This is a genomic window from Streptomyces sp. NPDC017890, assembly GCF_044328675.1.
GTDB lineage: Bacteria > Actinomycetota > Actinomycetes > Streptomycetales > Streptomycetaceae > Streptomyces.
This window is the reverse complement of sequence record NZ_JBIRHU010000014.1, coordinates 17,841-38,560: the sequence shown is the minus strand read 5'-3', so window position 1 is coordinate 38,560 and position 20,720 is coordinate 17,841. Positions and strand designations below refer to the sequence as shown.

Sequence of the window (20,720 nt, the reverse complement as noted above, 5' to 3'; positions counted from 1 at the left end):
GGCCGCGCGGCACCTCGTCACGTGTGGCCGACGCCCTGTCAGACGGCGGACCAGCCGTCGTCGACGGGCAGGATCGCACCGTTGATGTTGCTCGCGGCGTCCGAGGCGAGGAACAGGATCACGGCCGCCTGCTCCTTTGGCTGCGACACGCGGCCGAGGTTGACGAAGTGCGGGCCGATCGCCGCCGGGCCGTGCGCCGTGCGGTCGGGTTCCACCGCGATGGCGGTCGCGGTGCCACCCGGGCAGATCGCGTTGGCGCGGATGCCGCTCTTGCGGTACATCACCGCCAGCGACTTCGTCAGCCCCACCACGCCGTGCTTGGAAGCCGTGTAGGAGGCGCCGGCCGCGCTGCCGCGCAGGGCGGCCTCGGAGGCGGTGTTCACGATGGCGCCGCGGCCCGCGGCCAGCATGTGCGGCAGTACCGCGCGGGCGAGCATGAACGGCGCGGTCAGATTGACCCGGATGACCCGCTCCCACTCGGCGTCACTCACGTCCGCCAGGGCCGACATGCTGTCCATGATCCCGGCGTTGTTCACCAGGACGTCCACGCCGCCGAAACGATCCACCGCCGTCGACACCACCCGGTCCACGACGGCCTGCTCGCTCAGGTCACCCGTGACGGCCACCGCCGTGCCGCCCGCCTGCTCGATCTCCTTGACGACCGCGTCGGCCCCGTCGGCGTTGAGGTCCGCCACCACGACGCGGTCCCCCTGCGCGGCGAAGGCGAGGGCGGTCGCGCGCCCGATGCCCGATCCCGCTCCGGTGACGATCACGCTGCGTCCGTTCAGATCGGCGGTCATGAAGTGCTCCATCCAAGACGTGCTGGCGCGGCGGACTCGTGTCACACCGCGCCAGCACTCTAACCTTTTATGTCTCTGAGTGACATAAAGTCTTGGTGGAGAATGCTCATGGCATTGATCACCGGCGCCGGAGGGGCAGATGACCGCAGCTCGTGGACGGACGGGACGGCCGCCCCTGACCGAGGAGCGCAAGACCGCCATCAGGCTGGAGATCGCCCGGGCCGCGGTCGACCTGTTCATCGCCCAGGGCGTCGCCGCGACGACGGGGGAGCAGATCGGGCAGGCGGTCGGGGTCTCGGCGCGCACGGTGTGGCGTTACTTCCCGACCAAGGAGAGCTGCGTACAGCCGCTGTTCTCGACCGGCATCGACACGATCGCCGCCGCGCTGCGGCAGTGGCCCCCCGGCCGGCCCCTCCAGGAGGCCTTCGAGCACCTGTGGACCACCGACGCGGTCCTGCCCGGTCCGGACGTCGGCGCCCTCCTGCGGCTGACCCGGACCGAACCGGGGCTGCGCGCGGTCTGGCTGCAGACCCACGACGAGGCGGAGCCCGCCTTCGCGCGCGCCCTCGCCGAACGGGCCGGATCGCCCCCCGACGACGTACGGCCGGCCATCTGGGCCGCCATGCTCAACGCCGCGCTGCGCGCGGCCGTCGAACACCACGCCTACCGGTCGGCCGAGCCGGACACCGACCCCGCGGCGGCCCGGGCCGACCTCTCGGCGACCCTGCGCACCGCTCTGGCCGTCACGGCCGCCGGCCTGACCTGAACCCCGGGCGCGCCCGTACCTCGGCGAATACCCGACCACGGGTGTTGTGCTTCGTTGGAAGGCTCGTGAGCACCGACTCGTCGATGGCGGCTGCCGCCGCGATGGATGTGCGTACTTGCGCCCGATGAATCGAAGGGAGCTGTTGTGGCAGTGCCGGTCAGTGATGCAGGCGGAGCCGGTGTGGCCGGTGGGCGGCCGGGCGGCGGTCTCCCGCCGTCTCGTCCGATGCGCCGGCGCTGCCCTCCGCGCCGCCCCCGCCCAGGCGGCCGGCCAGTTGGTCGCGCTCCGCGGCGGCCCGCCGGGCGGCCTCCCGTTCCCCGCGACGCTTCTTGCTGCGATGGCGCGCCAGCACTGTTCCGGCCAGCAGCATCCACATGCCCAGGCCGAAGATCAAAGTCAGGGCGATACCGCCGAGAAACGCCCCGAGGGTGCTGATCGTGAAGGGTTCACTCCCCAGCAGGGTCACGGTGTAGTCCGGACCGCCGGACAGGTTGTACGCGATCAGCAGACCTGCGAAGGCGGCCGCGCCCGCCATCAGCAGGAGGCCCAGTACCAGCATGGTTCTCACCTCGTCACAAGTGGACGTGCTCCACCCGGGTCACCCGGACGAATGAGGCAAAACGTCACTCCCGGATCGCTGCGCCGTGCGACTCCCGCGCGTCGAGGGCCTCGGCGGTCACCGGGACCCGCACGTGTCGCGCGTGAGCCCGTCGACGACGAATCCGACCCCGACACCGAGCATCCAGGTGTCCTTCGCCAGGGCGGTGCCCTCCTGGGTCGGGCGCAGACTGCCCTCCTCGCGCATACCGGGCGTACGCAGGTACAGGCCCACCAGCCCGGCCGAGAACGCGGTCAGGCCGATCCCCGCCACGGCCGTCGGTACGACCGGCAGGAGCAGCGCGGCGCCGAGCGCCATCTCACCGGCGGACAGCAGGCGGACGAAGGTCGCCGGCCGCACTTTGCCGAGGAACGGATAGGTGGTCTTCGCCATCGCGTGCAGCATGACGGCGGTCTGCTCGTCGGCCCCGCGCTTCGCCAGGCCGGAGTTGAGGATGAAAGCCCCGGTGGCCAGTCGTGGGGCGACATGCCTTGGTTGGATGGGCAGACGCATGGGAACTCCTTGCGGCTTTTCCGGGAGATGGCCGTCAGCCTATGGCGGGCGACGGCTCCTCGCAGGGCGGGCCCCGGAGGGCTGCGCCGATCGGGTCACGGCTGCCTCCCACCACGCAGGCCCGGGACGGTGCACGCGGTCACTCCCGTCGCCGGACGCCTTCGCGGTCCGTGCCCGGCAGGGTGGACGGGGTGAAACGCGGCCGCCCCGCGCGCCGGGCCGTCCTCGTCGTCCTGTCATCGCCCCGCCGTCCGGCCGGGCCGCGCGACCACCGGCAGCCGGACGCCGAACCGGCAGGACCCGGTACCTCGCGGGCTGCGCCGGGCCCGGCCGGTTCGTAGCATGAGGGCATGACCGGCACAGTCCCCGGCGTGATGCGGGCGGCGTACATCGACTCCCTCGGCCCTGCCGACCACATTCACTACGGGGAGCTTCCCGTGCCGACGGTCGGGCCCACGGACGTGCTCGTGCGGGTCGGGGCCGTGGCCGTCAACCCCGTGGACACCTTCGTACGGTCCGGGGCGTACGCCACACCGCTGCCGTTCCCCTTCGTCGTCGGCCGTGACCTGGTGGGCGAGGTCGCCGCGGCCGGCCCCGGCGCGGCGGGCTTCACCCCCGGGCAGCGGGTGTGGTGCAACAGCCTGGGCCACGCGGGCCGGCAGGGATCCTGCGCCCAGTACGCGACGGTCGCCGCCGAACGCCTCTACGCGGCGCCGCCCGACATCGACGCGGACCATCTCGTGGCTGCCGTACACCCGGCGGCGTCGGCCTGGCTGGCGCTGTTCCGGCACGGCCGGCTGAGGCCCGGGGAGACCGTGTACATCGGGGGCGGTGCCGGCAACGTGGGCGGCGCCGCCGTGGCCCTGGCCTCCCGGGCCGGGGCGCGGGTGGTCGCCACGGCGCGTGCCGAGGACGCCACGGCGCTGCGCGGGCTGGGAGCCGCCGAGGTCGTCGACCACCGGTCACCCGACGTCGGAGAGCGGGTGCGCCGGGCCGCCCCCGACGGCTACGACCTGCACCTGGACACGTCCGGGCAGGGGGTGCTCGCCGACGCGGTGGATCTGCTGGCGCGGGGCGGTCGCCTGGTCGCGATGGCCGGACTGGGGAAAGGGCCCGCCGAGCTGCCGGTGACCCGGCTCTACACCAGGGACGCGAGCGTCGTGGGCTTCGCCATCAGCAACGCCACGACCGCCGACCTCGCCGACGCCGCGCAGGGCGTCGTGGGCGTCCTGAGGGACACGCCGTGGCGTCCGCGCATCGCCGACCGCCTGCCCCTGTCGATGACGGCACAGGCGCACCGGAGGCTGGAGACCGGTCAGGTGCGGGGGCGTCTGGTCCTCGCACCCTCTTGATCGTATTTCCGGCCGGGCGATCGCGGTCCAGCATGGAGGAGACCCGTCACTCGAACGTGGGGAGCGAAGGATGCGCCGCGAAGACCTGCCGGCCCCGGAGTCGGGACTGCTGCTCACACACTTCCTCACCGTGGCCGACGTGCCGCGCTCGCGTGCCTTCTACTCCGACGTCCTCGGCGGCGAGGTGGTGCTCGCGGAGAACCCGTGCATCGTCAGGCTCGCGAACGGCTGGCTCATCATGAACCCGGGCGGCGGTCCGACCCCCGACAAGCCCGACGTCACCCTGCGCCCGCCGGCCGACCCGGGGACGGCCGCCTGCTTCCTCAACATCCGGGTGGCCGACATCGAACGCTGCTATCGCGAGTGGAGCGCGCTGGGCGCCGAGTTCCTCACGCCGCCGATCGACCGGAAGGCCGAGCTCCGCTGCTACCTGCGCGACCCGGACGGCTACCTCATCGAAGTCGGTCAGGCCACCGGGATGCTGAACGGCGTCCTCGCCGATCCGCCCGCCGGCGACGGCTGACGTGCCGGCGGGGCCACGACGCCGGCCGCTCACGGCTGCGGACGGACGGTGAGCATCTAAGCATCTGCCGCGCGTGTCCGACGGCGCCGCTGTACCGGCGTTCGACGGTGCTGCTCCTGGAACGACGGCGGTGGCGGGTGAGGCCGTGCGGGCGGCGCCGCGGCCGCGTTCAGGATAGTTCGGTGCCGGATACAGCGATGGTCCCCACGGACGGGGACCCGCGTCGAGTGGTGGGACCTCCGTACGCGGTACACGCTGGTCAGGAACGGAAGGAGAGGCGAGATGGCGAAGAACCGCGACGGGGACGAGAAGCTCAGGAAGGGCGACAAGGTCGCCTGGAGCAGCCACGGCAGCGAGGCCGAGGGCGAGGTGGAGAAGAAGATCACCGAACGCACCGAGGCCGCGGGCCGCACGGTGGACGCCTCGTCGGACGACCCGCAGTACCAGGTCCGCAGCGACAAGTCCGGCAAGCCGGCGGTGCACAAGCCGTCCGCGCTCAGGAAGAAGTGAGACGGCGTGGACGACGAGGACAGCGAGGAGACCTGGGACCGGTTCCGCGAACTGGTGAACATGACGCCTGCCGAACTGGACAAGTGGCTGGCCTCCGACCGGTCGCGGGACGCCGGACAGCACAAGGACGGGGGAGAGTCCACCGGGCACGCGTCCGGCCGCCGGATCGTGGACATCCTGCGGACGAAGAAGGGCGACCTCTCGGACGACGACTACCAGCACATGCGCAAGGTCGTCGGCTACATCCGCCGGCATCTGGCCCAGCGGCCCTCGGGTGACGTCCGGGACACCCGGTGGCGGCACTCACTCATGAACTGGGGCCACGATCCGCTGACCTGACACCGTTCTCACGTTCACCGAAGGGACCGACCACGGCATGGAAGACCCGCACCGGCGCCCCGAGGGCGTCAGCGACGAGACGGTGGCAGCCCTCGGCTCCCTGTCCAAGGCGCTGGAGACGACCGACCGTGCCCGCGGGCACCTGTTCGCCTTCCACCAGCTCACCGGCACGGCGGACTTCGAACTGGACCGCTCGGTCGAGCTGCTGCGCGAGGCGGGCCACGCGGAATGGGCGGAGCGCGTCCGGACGGAGATCCTGGGGCGCAACGTCATTCCCGGACACTGGACGTTCCAGATCGTCGAGGCGTACGACCGGACGTACTACCAGGCGTTCCGGGACCTGGAGCGCGCGGCGGTGGACCGGCTCGCCGAGGGCCGTGACCATCTGTACGAGGCGGAGCTGAAGGAGGCCCGCCGGACCCGCGGCCATCCTGACCACACGGCCCGCCCCGACAGCCCCGGCACCCGGATCGCGGACAGCCCTCTCACCTGACGCCCGCGCGGGGCGGGCCCACGCGCCCCGACGGGCCGTCAGTCGCGCACTGGGTCCGGTGGCCGGAGGAGACGCGGCGGGCCCGCGTCAGGAGGCGGACGCGTCGTGAACCGGGCCGGACGGCCGGTGGTCGCGGGCGGCGGCCCGGGCGATGTTGCGGGCCATACCGCCGAACACCACGGCGTGGAAGGGCCACACGCTCCACCAGTAGGCGTGGCCCGCCAGCCCGTGGGGGTGGAACAGGGCCCGCTGACGGTACCGGGTGCGGCCGGCCTCGTCCGTCTCGGCGTACATCTCCAGCCAGGCGAGACCCGGCAGCCGCATCTCCGCGCGCAGCCGGAGCAGACGGCCGGGGATGATCTCCTCCACCCGCCAGAAGTCGAGCGAGTCGCCGGCCCGCAGCCGCGCGGCGTCGCGGCGGCCGCGGCGCAGGCCGACCCCGCCGGCCAGCCGGTCCAGCCGGCCCCGCACGGCCCAGGCGAGCGGAAAGGAGTACCAGCCGTTGTCGCCGCCGATCCCCTCGATGACCCGCCACAGCGCATCGGACGATGCGGCGACGGTCAGGGTGCGGTCGTCGGTGTAGAGGCTGCCGCCGGCCCAGTCGGGGTCGGTGGGCAGCGGGTCGCTGGGCGCGCCGGGCACGGACGCGGACGACCAGCGGGTGGTGACCCGGGCTTCCCGCACGCGTTGCAGGGCCAGCCGGACGGCGTCGTCGAAGCCGAGCGGATACCCCGGCGGGGCGGGCACGTACCGGACGATGTCGTTCTCGCCGCACACCACCTCGTGCCGCAGCGACTCGGTGAGCGGGCGCGCGATGGACGCCGGCACCGGGGTGACCAGGCCGACCCAGTGGCTGGACAGGCCGGGTGTCAGCATCGGCACCGGCAGGATCAGCCGCCGCGGCAGCTCCGCGATCCGGGCGTACCGGAGCATCATGTCCCGGTAGGTGAGGACGTCGGGTCCGCCGACGTCGAAGGCGCGGGAGACGTCGTCCGGCATGCGCGCGCTGCCGACGAGGGCGCGCAGCACGTCCCGGACGGCGACCGGCTGGATGCGGGTGTGCACCCAGCTCGGCGTGACCATCACCGGCAGCCGTTCGGTGAGGTAGCGCAGCATCTCGAAGGAGGCGGACCCGGAACCGATGACGACCGCGGCGCGCAGGACGGTCGCGGGGACACCGGAGGCAAGGAAGACGCGGCCGACCTCGGCGCGCGAACGCAGGTGCGGCGACAGGTCCCGCTCCGGTACGCCCGGCGGCGTCAGGCCGCCGAGGTAGACGATGCGCCGTACACCGGCCGCCTCGGCCCGCTCCGCGAAGTTGTGCGCCGCCCGCCGGTCGGTCTCCTCGAAGTTGCCGCCGCCGCCCAGCGCGTGCACCAGGTAGTAGGCGACGTCGATGCCCTCCATCGCCCCGGCCACCGAGCCGGCTTCCGTGACGTCTCCCCGCACCACCTCGGCGTCCGCGGCCCAGGGGTGGTCGCGCAGCTTGTGCGGGGAGCGGGCCAGGCAGCGCACCCGGTGTCCGGCGGCGAGGAGTTCCGGTACGAGCCGGCCGCCGATGTACCCCGTGGCACCGGTGACCAGGCAGCGCAGTTCCGCGCTGTTGCTGTTGCTGTTGCTGTTGCTGTTGCTGTCGGTGCTGTCGGTGCTGTCGTTGCTGTCGCGCACGCGGCCGTGTGCTTCGTCCATGGGGCAGGCTCCGTCTCGCACGGAAGGTGGTCGCGGGATCACTTCCCGCGCCGGGGCCGTGGCGGGTGCGGGGTGGCCCAGGTTGACCCTTCTATACGCTGATCACGTGGCGACAGCGAACCAGCGCGGACAGCACGCGCACGAGCGGGGGACCGGAGCCGGGTCCGAGGAGAGCGACCTGCACGTCCTCGCGGCGCAGCTCCGGCGGATGAACGGCGAGATCAACCGCCTCGTGCAGAGCTTCGCCGGCACGCACGGACTGCACGCCACCGACGTGCAGGCACTCGCGGCGATCCTGGACGCACAGGAGCCCATGACGCCGGGGCGGCTGCGCGAGCACCTGGGGCTCACCTCGGGCGCGGTGACGGCGTGTGTGGACCGGCTGGAGCGCGCGGGGCACGTGCGGCGGGTGCGGGAGAGCCCCGACCGCAGGGTCGTCCATCTGCACTACGTGCCCGACGCCCGGGCGGCGGCCCGGACGTACTTCCGTCCGCTGGCCGAAGCGGCCGCCGTCACCTGCACGCGCTTCGACGAGGCCGAACTGGCGGTCGTGGTCCGCTTCATGGCGGCGATGAACGAGGATCTGCGGCACGTGCGGTCGGACGAGCGCTGACTTTCCGGCCGCGTGCCGCATCCGGGGGACGCGGCCGGGCACAAGTGGGTGTGTCGCGACGACCCGATGTAACTCAATCATTGAGATTGTTTATGATCGAGTCACCTTCCGTCCCGCTGGAGACCTGGAGACCTGAAGAACGATGCCCATCACCTCCCGACGAGCCCGCTGGCTCGTCCCTGTGGTCCTGCTCCTGGTCTGGCTCGGCATCGGCGGAGCGCTCGGCCCGTACGCCGGAAAGCTCGGCGACGTCGCCACCAACGACCAGGCCGCCTTCCTGCCCCGCAGTGCCGAGTCCACCCGGGTCGTCGACGCGCAGAAGGCCTTCCAGCAGGGCGAGACCCTCCCCGTGATCGTCGTGTGGACCGCGGACGGCGGCGGCGCCGTCACCGAACACCGGCCGGCGGCGACCCGGTCGGTCGCGGGCCTCGAAGGGGAGCCCGGAATCGTCGGCCCCGCGACGCCCGCCCTGCCCTCCGACGACGGCGAAGCGCTCCAAGCCGTCGTCCAGGTCGAGCCCGGCCTCGGCGACCGCCTGCCCGAGGTCCTGGAGCACATCGGCGACGCCGCCGGGCAGGTCCCCGGCACCCGGGCGCAACTCGCCGGACCCGCCGCCTCCCAGGCCGATCTCTCCGACGCCTTCGCGGGCATCGACGGGCTGCTGCTCGGCGTCGCACTCGTCACGGTGCTGGTGATCCTGCTGCTCGTCTACCGCAGCGTCCTGCTGCCCCTGGTCATCATCCTCGGCGCCGTCTTCGCGCTGGGCCTGGCCTGCGCGATCGTCTACGCGCTCGCCGGCCGGGACGTCGTACGCGTGGACGGGCAGGTCCAGGGCATCCTCTCCATCCTGGTCATCGGCGCCGCCACCGACTACGCGCTCCTGCTCACCGCCCGCTACCGCGAGGAGATCGCCCGGCACCCGGACCGTTTCGGTGCCATGCGCGTCGCGCTGCGCGCCTCCTGGGGAACCGTCGTCGCCAGCGCGGCGACCGTCGCCCTGGGCCTGCTGGCGCTCCTGCTCAGCGACCTGACCAACAACCGGGCGCTCGGACCCGTCGGCGCCATCGGTATCGTCTGCGCGGTACTGAGCACGCTCACCTTCCTGCCCGCCGTCCTGGTGGTGCTCGGCCGGGCCGCCTACTGGCCGGCCAAGCCCGTCCGGACCGGCGACCCGGAGGGCGGGCACCGCCTGTGGCACCGTGTCGCCGTACTCGTGGACCGGGCCCCGCGCCGCATCTGGACGGTCTCCCTCGCCGCGCTGCTGGCCTGCGCCGCCTTCTCGCCGACCCTGACCTCCAAGGGCGTGCCGCTGGACGAGATCTTCGTGAACGACACTCCGTCCGTCTCCGCCCAGCAGACCCTGGCACGGCACTTCCCGGGCGGCTCCGGCAACCCCGCCGTGATCATCGCGGACGCCGACCGGCTCGACCCCGTCCTCGCGGCGGCCCGTGACACCCGCGGCGTCGCCTCCGCCGCCGCGGTGACCGCCTCCGGCCGGCCGGGCGGCGGCGAACCGAAGGTGGTCGACGGGCGGGTGCGCGTCGACGCGACGCTGCAGGCGCCCGCGGACAGTGACGCCGCCAAGAGCACGGTGGCCCGGCTCAGGACCGCCGTCCACGACGTGTCGGGCGCCAACGCCCTCGTCGGCGGCTACACCGCGCAGCAGTACGACACCCAGCGCACCGCCGAGCACGACCGCACGGTCATCGTGCCCGTGGTCCTCGTCATCATCCTGGTCATCCTGATCGCCCTGCTGCGTTCCCTGCTGATGCCCGTGCTGCTCGTGGCGACGGTGGCGCTGAACTTCCTGGCCACGCTCGGCGTCTCGGCCCTCGTCTTCACCCACGTGTTCGGTTTCAGCGGCACCGACGCGTCCGTCCCGCTGTACGGGTTCGTGTTCCTGGTCGCCCTCGGCGTGGACTACAACATCTTCCTCATGTCCCGCGTACGGCAGGAGTCGCTGGACCACGGCGTACGGGAGGGCATCCTGCGGGGCCTGACCGCCACCGGTGGAGTGATCACCTCGGCCGGTGTCGTACTGGCGGCCACGTTCGCCGCGCTCGGTGTGATCCCGCTGGCCTTCCTGTTGCAGATCGCCTTCATCGTGGCCTTCGGTGTCCTGCTGGACACACTCGTGGTGCGCTCGCTGCTGGTCCCGGCGCTCGCCCGCGACATCGGCGCCGTCGCGTGGTGGCCCGGACGCCTCGGCCGCCGGACACCGGCCGGAGCGGCCGGGTCCCCCGCTTCCCGCCCCCAGAGCGGCGACTGATCCGCAGTGGACTGATCCGCGGAGGCGACTTGTCCGCGGAGGCGACTCATGCGCGGAGGCGACCGACCCGGGCGGCTCACCCTCCAGGGGTGTCGACCCCGGAGGGCACGAGGGGGCGCACCGTGCCGAGGAAGCGCCGGACGGCGATCTCGATGACGACCCGTTCCGGATTCGCCCGGGGCTGCCGGTAGCGGGCCGCGTACCGGGCCTCCGCGTCGCGGACCGCCTCGGCGTCGTCCCGCACGGTCGCGACGCCCTCCAGGGTGGACCAGCGTCTGCCGTCCACCTGGCTCACGGCGACGACGGGACGCCCGGCCCGCCGGACGTTGCGCGCCTTCGCGGTGTCCCCGCTCGTGATGACGCGTGCCGTACGGGTGACGTGGTCGTACGTCACCCCGACCGGGACCAGGTGCGGGGTTCCGTCGGCGCGCGCCGTCGACAGGAAGCACACCCGCCGCTCCTGCCAGAAGCTCACGAACTCCGCGTCCGCGTCCGCGTCGTGCCGTTCCTCGGTGTCCATCGGATCTCCTCGCGTGAGCCCCGGGTGACCCCGCGGGCGCGCTCCCACCCTACGAGGCACATGCGCCGCGACGTGCCCGCCCCCCGAGTCCGATCGCCCGGCTGAAAAAACCCGTCAGTGGGTGACGCCGGCCCTCCAGCCGGGAAACCGTGTCCCGCAGGTCCGCGCACACCGCCGGCCGACGGGACGGAGTACAGGCGATGGCGACCACGACAGGTGAGACCCGAGCGGCCACGACGGCGCCGAACAGTATCCGGCTTCCCGGCATCGTCCTCGGGATCGGACTCGGCGGCTTCGTCGACGGCATCCTCCTCCACCAGCTCCTCCAGTGGCATCACATGCTCACCAGCACCGACCACGACCGCATCGGCGTGAAGTACTACGACCCCGGCACCGTCTCCGGGCTGGAGATGAACACCGTGTGGGACGGCGTCTTCCACACCGTGTGCTGGCTCTCCGTCCTGCTCGGCCTGGCCCTCCTGTACTCCCGGGTCACGCACAACCGGCGGGCGGTGTGGACCTCACGGGTGCTGTGGGGCTGGATCCTGGCCGGATGGGGCCTGTTCAACCTGGTCGAAGGCGTCCTCGACCACCACGTCCTGGGCATCCACCACGTCTACGCCGGCCCCCACCAGGCATGGTGGGACGCCGCATTCCTCGTCCTCGGAGCCCTGTTCCTGATCGGCGGCTACCTTCTCCAGCGCGGCGGACGGCCCTTCGACCCCGGTGCCCCCCGCGGCGCCGCGCGGGCCGGGGACCCGTCCTGATGGACGGCGCCCACGACGCCGTTCACCACACGCACCCCCATGACCCGGGCGGCAGCCCCGGCGACGGCGTGCTGGAGGCTGCGCCCACCGTCCTGGTCCTGACGGCTCTGCTGGCCGCTGCCGGGGGCTACCTGCTCGCCGTACGCCGCGCCCGTCGCCGCAACCCCGTCCAGGGCTGGAGCGGCCGGCGCTCGGCCTCGTTCCTCGGCGGGCTGGCGGTACTGGCCGTCGCGCTGCTGCCCCCGTTGGGGCCGGCCGCGCACACCGACTTCCGCGGGCACATGGCCCAGCACATGCTCATCGGCATGTACGTCCCACTGGCTCTGGTGCTGGCCGCGCCGGTCACCCTGGCGCTCCGCACCCTGCCGGCGACCGGCGCCCGCCGGGTGAAGGCGCTGCTGCACAGCCGTCCCGCGCGCCTGTCGGCCCACCCGGCGGTGGCGCTCGCGCTGAGCACCGGCACCCTGGGACTGCTGTACTTCACCCCGCTGTACGACATGGCGATGGCCCACCCCGCCGGGCACTGGCTGATGAACGCCCACTTCCTGGCCTCCGGATGCCTCTTCGCCCACGCCGTCGCCGGCCCCGATCCGGCACCCGCGCGGCCCGGCGTGCCGGCCAGGCTGGTGTACCTGGGCATCGCGATCGCCGCCCACGCCCTGATCGCCCAGGCGATGTACGGCGGCTTCTTCGTCCACATCCACGCGCCCGTCGACCAGGTCCGGCAGGGCGCGGAGATCATGTACTACGCGGGTGACGTCGCCGAACTCCTGCTCGCCGCGGCCCTGGTGGCCACCTGGCGGCCCGGTCGTCGCAGCAGACGCCCGAGGACCGGCCCGGGAGCCGTGCCGGCGCGCCCGACTTCAGGCGGCGTCCCGGTCGCGTGACCGCTGTCCGGCCGGTTCCGGATTCCGGGCCGGGGGCGCTTCCCGGGTTCTGCCGCCCGGAACGAGACGCAGATGGCGGCGCCGGGCATGCCGGGCGGGAGCCGGAGCCGGATCGCCGAAGAGCCGGTCCTCCAGGTACGTCATGGTGAACAGCAGCAGCCCCAGCCCGGGCAGCAGTAGGACGGCAACGATAGCCATGCCGCAGGTCCCCCTCCGCTGTGGACGACTCCTCACGAGTGCCCGGACGGGAGCCGGTGATGGGCCGGTCCCGAGTGAAGGTGACGCGACCGTCGGACATAACAGTTAAACGGCGACAAAGGCGGTGAACGCGTCGAAGCGTGCCGGGCGTCATGCCCGGGCCGTCCGTGGGTAGGCGGGCCCGACGGCACAGACGTCGTCCCCAGGAACGGAGCACCCCAGCCGATGTCGCACACCTCCCCACCCACCGGCCCGGCCCCCGATGCGCGGTTGGCGGCCTCGTGGCCGGACTGGATCGGCGACCACACCACGGCACTGATCGGGATACCGCTGCGCATCGCGCTCATCGTCGTCATCCTGCTGGTGGTGCGCGCGGTGGCCAAGCGGGCCATCACCCGCGTCGTCCAGCGGGTACTGGAACCACCGGCGGGCGAGTCCGAGCGCGGCCGGCCCCGACGGACGGGACGCGGAGCCGCCGTACTGCACCGCGACCGGTCCCGGGCCCGGCAGCGCCGTGAACAGCGGGCGCGCACCATCGGCTCGGTACTCAGCAGCGCCGTGACCATCGTGCTGTTCATGGTCGGCGTGGCCATGGTGCTCGACCAGGTCGGCATCGCGCTCGGCCCGCTGCTGGCCAGCGCCGGAGTGGTCGGCCTGGCGATCGGGTTCGGCGCCCAGAGCCTGGTCGCCGACTATCTGTCCGGCCTGCTCATCATGGTCGAGGACCAGTACGGCGTCGGCGACTCGGTCGACCTCGGCGAGGCCGTCGGCGAGGTGGAGCACGTCGGCCTGCGGCTGACGCACGTACGCGACCTCAACGGCGGCCTGTGGCACATCCGCAACGGTGAGATCCTGCGGGTCCGCAACGACAGCCAGGAATGGGCGCGTGCCGTCCTGGACGTGGCCGTGGCCTACGACGCGAACCTCGACACGGTCCACCGCGTACTGGAGGACACCGGCCGCGCCCTGCGCCAGGACCCGGACTTCACGGACCTCCTGCTCGAGGATCCCGCGGTGTGGGGCGTGCAGTCCCTGGACGCCGACGGTGTCCTCGTACGCCTCGCCGTCAAGACCGTGCCGCTCCAGCAGTGGGGCGTCACCCGCGAGCTGCGCCGCCGGGTCAAGGACGCCCTGGACGAGGCGGGCATCGACATTCCCTTCCCGCAGCGGACGGTGTGGGTGCGTACCGACTCCCCGGAGCCCGAGTCAGGCGCGATGACGCGCTGACCCGGCCGGGGGAAAGCGGGCGTGCCGGACTGCGCCGATCAGCGTGTTTGCCGGACCGGCAAAGGACTTTGTCGTCCGGTTCCGGCAGGTGCAGGCTGCACACAGGTCGCGCCGTCGTCGCGCGCCCTGCCGAGCAGACGATCAGTCCGCCCCCAGGAGGCACCCATGACCGACACGCCCGCGCAGGCTCCCGCAGCGGAGTTCTGGGAAGCCCGCTACCGCGACACCGACCGCGTCTGGAGCGGCCGCCCCAACGACCTGCTGGTCCGCGAGGCGAGCGACCTCACCCCCGGCACCGCCCTGGACCTCGGCTGCGGCGAAGGGGCGGACGCCGTGTGGCTGGCCTCGCGCGGCTGGCGGGTCACCGGCGTGGACATCTCCGGCACCGCGCTCGAACGCGCCGCCGGGCACGCCGCCGACGCCGGGGTCGGCGAACGCGTCGCCTGGGAACGTCACGAACTGGGCAAGTCGTTCCCCGAGGGCTCGTTCGACCTGGTGAGCGCCCACTACCTGCAGTCCCCGGTCGCTCTCGACCAGCAGACGGTACTGCGTGACGCCGCGCGGGCCGTGGCGGACGGCGGCAGCCTGCTGCTCGTTCTGCACGCAGGGTGGCCGTCCTGGCAGACCGAACCGCCCTTCGACGCCGTCTTCCCCACGCTGGACGGAGCCCTCGCCGAACTCGCCCTGCCGGACGGTGAATGGACCGTCGTGACCAAGGAGACCGTCCGCCGGCCCAGCGCCTCGCCCGAGGGCGTCGAAGGCTTCCGCGAAGACCACGTGTGGCGCCTGCGGCGGGTCTGAGACCCCGGTCCCGCCGACGCTCCCGGCGCCCCCGGGTACCGGTTCCGCACGGCCGCCCCGGGTACCCGGATGACGGACGCGACCGCCACGGCGCGTTCCCACCGGAAGCCAGGGACCGAGGGAGTCGCCATGGGTGGGAAGAGGCCGTCGGGCACGGAGCGGCGGGCGGCGCGCCTGCGCCGTACCGCCGCCGAGGTGTTCGGCTGGGACAGCCTGCTGCCCGAGCAATTGGAGGCCATGGAAGCGGTCCTGGCCGGACGGGACACCCTCGTCGTCATGCCGACCGGCTCCGGCAAGTCGGCGGTCTACCAGGTCCCCGGCGTACTGCTGTCCGGCCCGGTCGTGGTCGTCTCACCGCTGCTCGCCCTCCAGCGCGACCAGATCGCCGGCCTGCCCGACGGCGCACGGGGCCCGGGCGCCGTGGCGGTGAACTCCGACCTCACCGCCGCCGGGGCCGAGGCCGCCTGGGAGGCGGTGCGGCGGGGCGACGCCCGGTTCGTGTACCTGTCGCCGGAACAGCTGGCCAAGGACGAGGTCCTGGAACGGCTGGCCGGCACCCGGCCCGCCCTCTTCGTGGTGGACGAGGCCCAGTGCGTGGCCTCATGGGGCCACGACTTCCGGCCCGACTACCTCCGGCTGGAGCAGGCCGTACGACGCGTGGGCCGGCCCCCGGTGCTCGCCCTCACCGCGACGGCGGCCCCACCGGTGCGCAGGGAGATCACCGAGCGGCTGGGCATGGACCGCCCCCGGGTGACGGTCACGAGTTTCGACCGCCCGAACATCCGGCTGGAGGTCCGCCGCTGCCGGGAGGAGGACGAGCGGCGCCAGGCACTCGTCGAACGGGCCGCCGCCGAGCCGAAACCCGGCATCGTCTACGCGGCGACCCGCAAGGACACCGAGTACTACGCCGCGGAGCTGGCCCGCCTGGGACTGGCGTCCGAGGCGTACCACGCGGGACTGCGCGCCGCCGAACGATCCCGGATCCACGACGCCTTCCTCGCCGGGGACACCGACGTCGTCGTGGCCACCTCCGCGTTCGGGATGGGCATCGACAAGGAGGACGTACGGTTCGTGCTGCACGCCTCGCTGCCGGGCTCGCCGGACGCCTATTACCAGGAGATCGGCCGCTGCGGCCGGGACGGCGAGCCCGCCCTCGCCGTCCTCCACTACCGGCCCGAGGACACCGGCATGCGGACGTACTTCGCCGCCCGCGCGCCCGGCCGCGGTGCTCTGTCCGAGGTCGCCGACGCCGTCCACGACCACGGGGCCGATCCCGAGGGCCTGGACGGGCTGCGCCGGGACACCGGAATGTCCCGCAACCGGGTCACCGCCGCGGTGAACCTGCTGGAGGAGTCGGGCGCCGTGGCCACGGGGGAGGACGGCGCGATCCGCCCGGACCCCGGCACCCCGCCCGACGCGGCGGCGGACCTGGCCGAGGACGCGGCCGACGCCCACCGGCGCACCGACCGGACGCGGGTCGAGATGGCCCGAGCGTACGCCGAGACCACCGGCTGCAGGCGCCGGTTCCTGCTCGGCTACTTCGGAGAGGAGTACGAGCCCCCGTGCGGCGCCTGCGACGTGTGCGAGGCCGAGGGAACCGGGCCCGCGCCGCGGGAGCATCCCAGCGCCCGCGCCTACCCGGTCGGCGCGCAGGTACGGCACGCGGAGTGGGGCGAGGGGACGGTGCTGAGCGAGGACGGCGACCGCATCACCGTCCTGTTCGACCGGGCCGGATACCGGGTCCTGTCCCTGGAGTCCCTGGCCGGCCGCGAGGACCTGCTCACAAAGGAGTAGGGGAACACCCGTCCGGCCCAGCCCGTCATGCAATGTCTGATTTGTTGAAAAAAGTACCTGCTGGGAATTGTGTGAAGAAATGCATGCTTTGGGACTTCTCGGACACCTGTCATGTGAAGGCCTTTGGCTACCAGAGGGAGATGGTGAAATGCCTTCCAAGGACAAGGTGCTCGAGGAAGTCCGCACCGAGAACATCGACATCGAAGCGGCACTGGACCCCGCCGAGCCCGAGGGGGTCTTCCGCGACAGCCGCGAGTGCGCCGCGCTCGCCCTCCAGGCCGGAGGTGGCAAGCTGCTGCTCTCGCCGCCGACCCCGCGCCCGAAGAAGGGCTGACGGACCGACGGGAGCATTGAGATGGAGCAGTCGAGCACGTCAGCCCTTCTTCAGGGGGCGGTGCTGGACCTCGCTTCCGACGTGGTCTCCGCTCTTCGGGGCGGAGACCACGTGCGAGCGGGGGGCGCCCCGGCGGGAAGCGGCGAGGGCGAAGGCGTCGCCGTCGCGGCGGTACGCGTACTGGGCGCCGACACGCTGTTGCCCACCACCCTCCTGCGCCTTCCGCCCGAACCCGGGCGGCTCGCGGCGTTCAAGGACGCCGTAACGGCTCATCCGCCGCGCGGCGACGCGGCCCCCACCGTCGTATGGAGCCACTGGGCCATGGCCCGCGCCCTGCGTCGGCTCGAAGAACCCCTGACCCACCCGCTCGACGACGACCCGGGCACCGAACCCGGCGCGGGCTGGCTCGACGACGCCGGCTGGCAGTACCTGACCCACCAACTCGCCGTACTCGCACCGCTCGCGCTGCCCGGCGAGGAGTGCGCGGTTGCCCGCGCGGCCCGGCGCCGTCCGGTGGACGTCGCCCGCGGCTTCGTACGCGCGGTACGCCGCCGCGACTGGCAGCAGGCCGCCGGAGCCGGGCGCTGGCTCACCCTCCTGGACGGCGTGCCCGACACCCTCGGCCTCGAGGCCGGACTCGACTTCGTACGGCTCATGGGCGGCAGCGACCCGCGGGTGGCCCTGCAACTGGAGGCGGCCCGGCTGATGCCGGCCGCGGTACTCCTGTGAGCGTCCGGGCGGTCGAGGAGGCCGCCCTGGACTGGGTGTGGACCCACCGCGACCGCTTCGCGCTCGGCGACGACGCCCTGGCCGCCGACGGCCAGGTGAACCGCACCTGGAAGCCGCTGGGCGAACTGGCGCAGGTCTGCGCGTCCGTGTCCGCGTGCACCCCGCCGTCGGACCCGCTCCACACCCGCGTGTCCGACCTGCTGGACTTCGCCTGGCAGCAGACCCGCCGGGGCGAACTGTTCCTGCTGATGCAGTCGCTGGAGCCCTTCGCCACCTACCCGCTGGAGGTGTACGCGGCCTTCGCCTCGGCCGGACACCGGCACACCGGATACGAGGCGTCCGCCACCGTGGTGGCCCGCACCCGCGGCTGGCGGCTGACCGAGCAGTACCCCACCCGCCGGCTCGGTGTCATCGAGGCCGAGCGGCGCAGCGGCCTGAGTCCGCACGACCGGGTACCGCAGGCACTCGGCCGCACCTGGCTGGGCGGCCTGCCGGAACCCTGGACCTTCGAACGCGCGGCCGGCTACGCGCTCACCCACGTCGTCTTCCACCTCACCGAATGGGGACGCACCGCCCGAGGGCTACCGCCGCACCTGGCGGACTACCTGCTGCACTGGCTGCCGCCCTGGCTCGACACCTGCCTGGAGGCACGCATGTGGGACCTGAGCTGCGAGTTGCTGGCGGTGGCGGCGAGCCTGCCGCGTCCGCCCGAACCGGTCGTCCTGGAGGACGCCTGGCAGCGCGTCGCGGCGGCACAGCACCCGTCCGGCGCGATCCCCGAGGAGGGTGCCGTCCAGGACGCCGCCGGGTCCACCGACGGTGCCGGCGCCGCCCCCTACGCCTTCGCCGACTGCTACCACTCCACCCTGATGGCGGCGTTCGCGGCGTCCCTCACCACGACACGGGCGCGGGACGTGGACCCCGCCGGACAAGGAGTGCCGGGATGACGGACACCCGACTGATCCACCGGGTCGGAGCCGGTGCCCTGGAGTGGCTGTGGGCCCACCGCGACGGCTTCCGGCTGGAGCCGGAGGTGGACCCCGAGATCGGCTTCCTGGAACGCTTCAAGCCGGTCGGTGAACTCGCCCTCATCTGCAAGGTGCTCTTCCGCGAGGGCGTCGCCGGGTCCCGGCAGGCGCAGCTGGCGCGCCAACTGCTCGACCACGCCTGGCGCGACACTTTGGACGGGGGCCGCATGCTGGTGCGCGGGCAGCGCATCGAGCCGTTCTCACCCATCCCGTTCGAGGTGTACCTGGCGTTCAAGGAGCTCGGCTACAGCCAGCCCGAGGTGGAGCGGGCGACGGTCCTCAACCACCGGCTGGCGAACTGGACGCGGTTGCCGGTGACGCCGACCCGGCGCCTGGGCCTCTCCGCCTTCCAGCGCCGCTTCGGCCTGCCGCCCCGGCCTCCGGAGGCCGGCCTGGTGGGCACCACCTGGCTGGCCGGCACCCCCGAACCATGGACGGTCGAGGGCCATACCGCCTACGACATCACCCACACCGTCTTCCACCTCACCGACTGGGGAGAGAACCCCGACGGCCTGCCGGCCCCGATCGCCGGCTACCTCGCCACCTGGCTCCCGGTCTGGATCGACGACTGGCTGGACCTGGAACGCTGGGACCTGCTCGGCGAACTCCTCGTCGTCGACGCCTGCCTGCCCCGTCCCACCCTCGACGAGCCCGCCTGGCGGGGCTTCGCCGCGGCGCAGCAGCCCGACGGCGCCATGCCCGCCGTACGGACGATGCCCGAGGGCGACCCCGAGGCGGTGTTCGACATCGTCTACCACCCGACCCTGGTCGCCGCCTTCGCCTCCCTGCTGGCCACCTCACGCGCCCTCAGCGAGCTGGCGCACACCGGCACGTGACCAGCCGTCCCACGCCGTGGCCCGGCGACGCCGCCGCCGACGACGTCACACCAAAGTCCGCGCTCCCCGGACCCGCCGACGAGGCGGCCCTGCGCGGCCGGCTGGCCGACGCCGTCGACGCCGCCGACGCACCCGACGTCGTCTTCGCCGTCTCCCGGCACGGCCTGCGCACCCTCCACAGCGGAGGCACCGCCCCGCCCCCCGCGGTCCCCCGCGAGGACCTGCGCTACGAGATCGGGTCGGCCTCCAAGACGCTCGCCGGACTGCTGCTCACCCGGCTGATCCGGCGCGGTGTCCTCACCGGGGGCGAACCGGCCGCAGCCTGCCTGGACCCCGCCCGGCCGGCCGGTCCCCACCCCGTGACGCTCGCCCACCTCATCACGCACACGTCGGGACTGCCCGCCCTGCCGGCCGACTTCGCCCCCCGCGCCCTGCCCGCCTGGCGCACCAACCCCTACGCCCGCTACCCGGCCGAGCGGCTGACCGCCACCTTCCTGCGCCACCGACCCAGACACCGTCCCGGAACCCGCTGGCACTACTCCAACTACGGCGTCTCCGTGCTCGGCCACGCCGTCGCCGCGGCCACCGGCACGGCATGGGAGGACCTGCTCACCGGCCACGTCCTGCGCCCGCTCGGCCTGAGCGGTACGGCCCTGCGCGCGGAGGACGAGAAGACCGACGCCATCGGTCACCGCAAGGACGGACGCACCCCCGTCCCGGCCTTCGACGCGGGCGGCTTCCAGGCGGCCGGGGCCGTCCGGTCCACCCCGCACGACCTGCTCGCCTTCCTCGAGGCCCACCTCGACCCGGCCGGCTCACCGGCCGCCGGCGCCCTGCGGGCCGTACGGGTGCCGGTGCTCAGGCGCGGGCTCGGGCACCGGCACGTGCACACGGTGACGTGGTTCCGGCACCCCACCGACGGCGGGCCGATGTACTTCCACAGCGGCGCCACCCTCGGCCAGCAGGCGTTCCTCGGGTTCAGGCCCGACACCGGAACGGCCCTGGCCGCGGTGTGCACCCGGCGCTTTCGCGCCCACGACCCGTTCATGGCCGCCGCCTACGCGTTCCTGGCCGGGGAATGACGAGGGCGCGGGGCCGCCGCCGGCGGCGGCCCCGTGCCCGGTCCGCCGTACG

Annotated in this window: 24 protein-coding genes; 18 read left to right on the top strand and 6 right to left on the bottom strand. The window is 73.2% G+C overall.

The features are described from left to right. Positions 1-38 precede the first annotated feature (38 nt). On the bottom strand, positions 39-800 hold the full coding sequence (locus ACH4F2_RS19565) for an SDR family NAD(P)-dependent oxidoreductase (RefSeq protein WP_398133964.1): 762 nt from the start codon (positions 798-800) through the stop codon (positions 39-41). A 139-nt stretch (positions 801-939) separates the two neighbouring features. Between ACH4F2_RS19565 and ACH4F2_RS19560 the strand changes: the two genes are divergently transcribed. Continuing rightward, complete coding sequence (locus tag ACH4F2_RS19560) at positions 940-1,566, top strand: TetR/AcrR family transcriptional regulator (RefSeq protein WP_398133963.1); 627 nt, start codon at positions 940-942, stop codon at positions 1,564-1,566. A 157-nt stretch (positions 1,567-1,723) separates the two neighbouring features. Here ACH4F2_RS19560 and ACH4F2_RS19555 read toward each other — a convergent pair whose 3' ends face one another. Both ACH4F2_RS19555 and ACH4F2_RS19550 read right to left on the bottom strand, forming a co-directional pair. Next, complete coding sequence (locus ACH4F2_RS19555) at positions 1,724-2,125, bottom strand: hypothetical protein (protein WP_398133962.1); 402 nt, start codon at positions 2,123-2,125, stop codon at positions 1,724-1,726. A gap of 117 nt (positions 2,126-2,242) precedes the next feature. Next, positions 2,243-2,677, bottom strand: a complete 435-nt coding sequence (locus ACH4F2_RS19550; RefSeq protein ID WP_398133961.1) for a hypothetical protein — start codon at positions 2,675-2,677, stop codon at positions 2,243-2,245. A 350-nt stretch (positions 2,678-3,027) separates the two neighbouring features. Here ACH4F2_RS19550 and ACH4F2_RS19545 point away from each other — a divergent pair, with 350 nt between their 5' ends. From ACH4F2_RS19545 to ACH4F2_RS19525, 5 genes are all read left to right on the top strand, one after another. Further along, a complete protein-coding gene (locus tag ACH4F2_RS19545; RefSeq protein WP_398133960.1) occupies positions 3,028-4,029 on the top strand; it encodes an NADPH:quinone reductase in 1,002 nt (333 codons plus the stop codon). Positions 4,030-4,099: 70 nt separating this feature from the next. Then, positions 4,100-4,552, top strand: coding sequence for a VOC family protein (locus ACH4F2_RS19540; RefSeq protein ID WP_398133959.1), 453 nt, complete (start codon positions 4,100-4,102; stop codon positions 4,550-4,552). Positions 4,553-4,834: 282 nt separating this feature from the next. Further along, complete coding sequence (locus ACH4F2_RS19535; RefSeq protein ID WP_398133958.1) at positions 4,835-5,062, top strand: DUF2945 domain-containing protein; 228 nt, start codon at positions 4,835-4,837, stop codon at positions 5,060-5,062. A gap of 6 nt (positions 5,063-5,068) precedes the next feature. Continuing rightward, a complete protein-coding gene (locus tag ACH4F2_RS19530; RefSeq protein WP_398133957.1) occupies positions 5,069-5,401 on the top strand; it encodes a DUF3140 domain-containing protein in 333 nt (110 codons plus the stop codon). A 37-nt stretch (positions 5,402-5,438) separates the two neighbouring features. Beyond that, on the top strand, positions 5,439-5,894 hold the full coding sequence (locus tag ACH4F2_RS19525) for a hypothetical protein (protein ID WP_398133956.1): 456 nt from the start codon (positions 5,439-5,441) through the stop codon (positions 5,892-5,894). 87 nt (positions 5,895-5,981) lie between these two features. Here the strand turns inward: ACH4F2_RS19525 and ACH4F2_RS19520 are convergent, their stop codons facing one another. Next, a complete protein-coding gene (locus ACH4F2_RS19520; RefSeq protein WP_398133955.1) occupies positions 5,982-7,583 on the bottom strand; it encodes an SDR family oxidoreductase in 1,602 nt (533 codons plus the stop codon). 106 nt (positions 7,584-7,689) lie between these two features. Between ACH4F2_RS19520 and ACH4F2_RS19515 the strand changes: the two genes are divergently transcribed. Together ACH4F2_RS19515 and ACH4F2_RS19510 are read left to right on the top strand one after the other, a co-directional pair. Then, positions 7,690-8,196, top strand: a complete 507-nt coding sequence (locus ACH4F2_RS19515) for a MarR family winged helix-turn-helix transcriptional regulator (RefSeq protein ID WP_398133954.1) — start codon at positions 7,690-7,692, stop codon at positions 8,194-8,196. 142 nt (positions 8,197-8,338) lie between these two features. Further along, on the top strand, positions 8,339-10,465 hold the full coding sequence (locus ACH4F2_RS19510; RefSeq protein ID WP_398133953.1) for an MMPL family transporter: 2,127 nt from the start codon (positions 8,339-8,341) through the stop codon (positions 10,463-10,465). A gap of 76 nt (positions 10,466-10,541) precedes the next feature. On the opposite strand, the gene ACH4F2_RS19505 is transcribed toward ACH4F2_RS19510, so the two are convergent. Further along, positions 10,542-10,985, bottom strand: a complete 444-nt coding sequence (locus ACH4F2_RS19505; RefSeq protein ID WP_398133952.1) for a PPOX class F420-dependent oxidoreductase — start codon at positions 10,983-10,985, stop codon at positions 10,542-10,544. A 200-nt stretch (positions 10,986-11,185) separates the two neighbouring features. Here ACH4F2_RS19505 and ACH4F2_RS19500 point away from each other — a divergent pair, with 200 nt between their 5' ends. After that, positions 11,186-11,752, top strand: a complete 567-nt coding sequence (locus ACH4F2_RS19500; RefSeq protein ID WP_398133951.1) for a DUF2243 domain-containing protein — start codon at positions 11,186-11,188, stop codon at positions 11,750-11,752. Further along, positions 11,752-12,639 carry a cytochrome c oxidase assembly protein gene (locus ACH4F2_RS19495; RefSeq protein WP_398133950.1) on the top strand — a complete coding sequence of 296 codons (888 nt, stop codon included), beginning with the start codon at positions 11,752-11,754 and terminating at the stop codon, positions 12,637-12,639. The genes ACH4F2_RS19500 and ACH4F2_RS19495 overlap by 1 nt, the downstream gene beginning before the upstream one ends. On the opposite strand, the gene ACH4F2_RS19490 is transcribed toward ACH4F2_RS19495, so the two are convergent. Then, the gene (locus tag ACH4F2_RS19490; protein ID WP_398133949.1) at positions 12,616-12,837 is read right to left on the bottom strand and encodes a hypothetical protein; all 222 of its coding nucleotides are present in this window, start codon (positions 12,835-12,837) and stop codon (positions 12,616-12,618) included. The genes ACH4F2_RS19495 and ACH4F2_RS19490 overlap by 24 nt on opposite strands. 225 nt (positions 12,838-13,062) lie before the next feature. On the opposite strand from ACH4F2_RS19490, the gene ACH4F2_RS19485 reads away from it, so the two are divergent. The 8 genes from ACH4F2_RS19485 to ACH4F2_RS19450 all read left to right on the top strand — a co-directional run bounded on the left by ACH4F2_RS19485 (position 13,063) and on the right by ACH4F2_RS19450 (position 20,668). Continuing rightward, on the top strand, positions 13,063-14,064 hold the full coding sequence (locus tag ACH4F2_RS19485; protein WP_398133948.1) for a mechanosensitive ion channel family protein: 1,002 nt from the start codon (positions 13,063-13,065) through the stop codon (positions 14,062-14,064). A gap of 165 nt (positions 14,065-14,229) precedes the next feature. After that, positions 14,230-14,865, top strand: a complete 636-nt coding sequence (locus ACH4F2_RS19480) for a class I SAM-dependent methyltransferase (RefSeq protein ID WP_398133947.1) — start codon at positions 14,230-14,232, stop codon at positions 14,863-14,865. Positions 14,866-14,994: 129 nt separating this feature from the next. After that, on the top strand, positions 14,995-16,659 hold the full coding sequence (locus tag ACH4F2_RS19475; RefSeq protein ID WP_398133946.1) for a RecQ family ATP-dependent DNA helicase: 1,665 nt from the start codon (positions 14,995-14,997) through the stop codon (positions 16,657-16,659). A 148-nt stretch (positions 16,660-16,807) separates the two neighbouring features. Continuing rightward, a complete protein-coding gene (locus tag ACH4F2_RS19470; protein ID WP_398133945.1) occupies positions 16,808-16,993 on the top strand; it encodes a hypothetical protein in 186 nt (61 codons plus the stop codon). 21 nt (positions 16,994-17,014) lie between these two features. Further along, positions 17,015-17,722 (top strand): hypothetical protein, encoded by a 708-nt coding sequence (locus ACH4F2_RS19465; protein WP_398133944.1) that lies wholly within the window; start codon positions 17,015-17,017, stop codon positions 17,720-17,722. After that, on the top strand, positions 17,719-18,669 hold the full coding sequence (locus ACH4F2_RS19460; protein WP_398133943.1) for a DUF6895 family protein: 951 nt from the start codon (positions 17,719-17,721) through the stop codon (positions 18,667-18,669). Before ACH4F2_RS19465 ends, ACH4F2_RS19460 begins: the two co-directional genes overlap by 4 nt. Beyond that, on the top strand, positions 18,666-19,586 hold the full coding sequence (locus ACH4F2_RS19455) for a DUF6895 family protein (RefSeq protein ID WP_398133942.1): 921 nt from the start codon (positions 18,666-18,668) through the stop codon (positions 19,584-19,586). Before ACH4F2_RS19460 ends, ACH4F2_RS19455 begins: the two co-directional genes overlap by 4 nt. Then, the gene (locus tag ACH4F2_RS19450) at positions 19,583-20,668 is read left to right on the top strand and encodes a serine hydrolase domain-containing protein (protein ID WP_398133941.1); all 1,086 of its coding nucleotides are present in this window, start codon (positions 19,583-19,585) and stop codon (positions 20,666-20,668) included. The genes ACH4F2_RS19455 and ACH4F2_RS19450 overlap by 4 nt, the downstream gene beginning before the upstream one ends. The last annotated feature ends 52 nt before the right edge of the window (positions 20,669-20,720 follow it).

Coding starts and splice junctions, on each gene's coding strand:
- ACH4F2_RS19535 (WP_398133958.1), top strand. CDS start 4,835: ATGGCGAAGAACCGCGACGGGGACGAGAAGCTCAGGAAGGGCGACAAG.
- ACH4F2_RS19555 (WP_398133962.1), bottom strand. CDS start 2,125: ATGCTGGTACTGGGCCTCCTGCTGATGGCGGGCGCGGCCGCCTTCGCA.
- ACH4F2_RS19475 (WP_398133946.1), top strand. CDS start 14,995: ATGGGTGGGAAGAGGCCGTCGGGCACGGAGCGGCGGGCGGCGCGCCTG.
- ACH4F2_RS19550 (WP_398133961.1), bottom strand. CDS start 2,677: ATGCGTCTGCCCATCCAACCAAGGCATGTCGCCCCACGACTGGCCACC.
- ACH4F2_RS19480 (WP_398133947.1), top strand. CDS start 14,230: ATGACCGACACGCCCGCGCAGGCTCCCGCAGCGGAGTTCTGGGAAGCC.
- ACH4F2_RS19505 (WP_398133952.1), bottom strand. CDS start 10,985: ATGGACACCGAGGAACGGCACGACGCGGACGCGGACGCGGAGTTCGTG.
- ACH4F2_RS19565 (WP_398133964.1), bottom strand. CDS start 800: ATGACCGCCGATCTGAACGGACGCAGCGTGATCGTCACCGGAGCGGGA.
- ACH4F2_RS19510 (WP_398133953.1), top strand. CDS start 8,339: ATGCCCATCACCTCCCGACGAGCCCGCTGGCTCGTCCCTGTGGTCCTG.
- ACH4F2_RS19525 (WP_398133956.1), top strand. CDS start 5,439: ATGGAAGACCCGCACCGGCGCCCCGAGGGCGTCAGCGACGAGACGGTG.
- ACH4F2_RS19465 (WP_398133944.1), top strand. CDS start 17,015: ATGGAGCAGTCGAGCACGTCAGCCCTTCTTCAGGGGGCGGTGCTGGAC.
- ACH4F2_RS19500 (WP_398133951.1), top strand. CDS start 11,186: ATGGCGACCACGACAGGTGAGACCCGAGCGGCCACGACGGCGCCGAAC.
- ACH4F2_RS19540 (WP_398133959.1), top strand. CDS start 4,100: ATGCGCCGCGAAGACCTGCCGGCCCCGGAGTCGGGACTGCTGCTCACA.
- ACH4F2_RS19495 (WP_398133950.1), top strand. CDS start 11,752: ATGGACGGCGCCCACGACGCCGTTCACCACACGCACCCCCATGACCCG.
- ACH4F2_RS19520 (WP_398133955.1), bottom strand. CDS start 7,583: ATGGACGAAGCACACGGCCGCGTGCGCGACAGCAACGACAGCACCGAC.
- ACH4F2_RS19455 (WP_398133942.1), top strand. CDS start 18,666: ATGACGGACACCCGACTGATCCACCGGGTCGGAGCCGGTGCCCTGGAG.
- ACH4F2_RS19545 (WP_398133960.1), top strand. CDS start 3,028: ATGACCGGCACAGTCCCCGGCGTGATGCGGGCGGCGTACATCGACTCC.
- ACH4F2_RS19490 (WP_398133949.1), bottom strand. CDS start 12,837: ATGGCTATCGTTGCCGTCCTACTGCTGCCCGGGCTGGGGCTGCTGCTG.
- ACH4F2_RS19485 (WP_398133948.1), top strand. CDS start 13,063: ATGTCGCACACCTCCCCACCCACCGGCCCGGCCCCCGATGCGCGGTTG.
- ACH4F2_RS19470 (WP_398133945.1), top strand. CDS start 16,808: ATGCCTTCCAAGGACAAGGTGCTCGAGGAAGTCCGCACCGAGAACATC.
- ACH4F2_RS19560 (WP_398133963.1), top strand. CDS start 940: ATGACCGCAGCTCGTGGACGGACGGGACGGCCGCCCCTGACCGAGGAG.